Origin of the sequence: Streptomyces graminilatus (genome assembly GCF_001418565.1) — a bacterium.
GTDB lineage: Bacteria > Actinomycetota > Actinomycetes > Streptomycetales > Streptomycetaceae > Streptomyces > Streptomyces graminilatus.
In genome coordinates, this window is sequence record NZ_LIQQ01000741.1 from 265 (window position 1) to 1,959 (window position 1,695).

The window sequence follows — 1,695 nt, forward strand, 5'->3', positions numbered from 1 at the left end:
CGGCGGCGAGGCGGGCGGCGAGGCTCGGGCTTCCCCTCTTCCCCAGCGCGCATCTGCCCGAGCTGGAGGCCTACTACAAGGAACGGCTCGTGGAGTACGGCACGGAGGGCTGGACGATGATGCCGGCCGCCGAGACGCCGTTGCTGCACATCACGGAGGACCCGGACCGGGCCTGGGCCGAGCACGGCCATCACCTCCTGTACGAGGCCCGGACGTACGCCTCCTGGCAGTCGGGCGACATCCGGTCCGCCGTGAAATCGGCGGCGACGACGGTCGAGGAGCTGCGCGCGGAGGGCGTCTACCGGATGGTGACGCCCGAGGAGTGCGTGGCCCAGGGCCTGGACAGTTATGTGCTGCATCCGCTGTCGGGCGGAATGCCGGTGGAGGAGGGGTGGCGGAGCCTTCGGCTGTTCGGCGAGCGGGTGGTGCCGGAACTGTCGGCCTGACGCACACCGGCGCCGGCAGGGCTAGCGGAGTCGCTGGGAGATCACCTTCGACACGCCGTCGCCCTGCATGGAGACCCCGTACAGCGCGTCGGCGACCTCCATCGTGCGCTTCTGGTGCGTGATGACGATGAGCTGTGAGGCTTCCTGGAGCTCCTGCATGATGCGGATGAGCCGCTGGAGGTTGGTGTCGTCGAGGGCCGCCTCGACCTCGTCCATGACGTAGAACGGACTCGGCCTGGCCTTGAAGATCGACACCAGCAGCGCCACGGCGGTGAGCGAGCGCTCGCCGCCGGAGAGCAGCGACAGCCGCTTGACCTTCTTGCCCGGCGGCCGGGCCTCCACGTCCACGCCCGTGGTGAGCATGTTGTCGGGATCGGTGAGGATCAGCCGTCCCTCGCCACCGGGGAACAGCCGGCTGAAGACGCCCTCGAACTGCGCGGCCGTGTCCCGGTACGCCTCCGTGAAGACCTGTTCCACCCGCTCGTCGACCTCCTTCACCACCTGGAGGAGGTCGATGCGCGTCTTCTTCAGGTCTTCGAGCTGCTCACTGAGGAACTTGTGGCGTTCCTCCAGCGCGGCGAACTCCTCCAGCGCCAGCGGGTTGACCTTGCCGAGCTGCTGGTAGGCCCGCTCGGCCGCCTTGAGCCGCTTCTCCTGTTCGGCCCGGTGGAACTGCCTGGGCCGGTTGCGGGGGTCCTCCGGATCCTCGGGCAGCTCCTCGCCCTCGGCGGGCGGCGAGGGCGGCACCAGCTGGTGCGGGCCGTACTCGGCCACCAGCCCCTCGGGTTCCACCCCGAGTTCCTCCAGCGCCCTGGTCTCCAGCTGCTCGATCCGCAGCCGCTTCTCGGCGCCGAGCACCTCACCGCGGTGCATCGAGTCCGTCAGCTTGTCGAGTTCCGCCTTGAGATCACGGCCGGTGGCGCGAGCGGCGGTCAGCTCCTGCTCCCGGCGGGCCTTGGCGGCCTCGGCAGCGACGCGTTCCTCGTCGGCACGGGCGAGGGAGATCTCGACGTGTGCGAGCAGTTGCCGCGCCCCGGAGCCGACGGCTTCGGCCACGGCCGCCTCGTGTCTGAGCCGCGCCCGCCGCTGCTCGGCCCGCGCGCGTGCCTCCCGTTCGGCACGCGCGGCCCGGTCGAGCGAGTCGGCCCGGCCGGCCAGCCCCTTGACCCGCTCCTCGTGCGTACGGACCTGGAGCCGGGCCTCCATCTCGGTCTGCCGCGCGTTGGCGCCGTCGGCGGCGAGCCGGTCC

1 protein-coding gene and 1 pseudogene are annotated in these 1,695 nt (G+C 71.2%); one reads left to right on the plus strand and one right to left on the minus strand.

The annotated features are described in order from the left end of the window. Positions 1 to 446: pseudogene (locus tag AOK08_RS48220) on the plus strand (LLM class flavin-dependent oxidoreductase); the annotation flags it as partial. 21 nt (positions 447 to 467) lie between these two features. Here AOK08_RS48220 and AOK08_RS40935 read toward each other — a convergent pair. Continuing rightward, positions 468 to 1,695, minus strand: a 1,228-nt coding sequence (locus tag AOK08_RS40935; protein WP_241827317.1) for an AAA family ATPase, incomplete at its 5' end; no start/stop codon positions are given.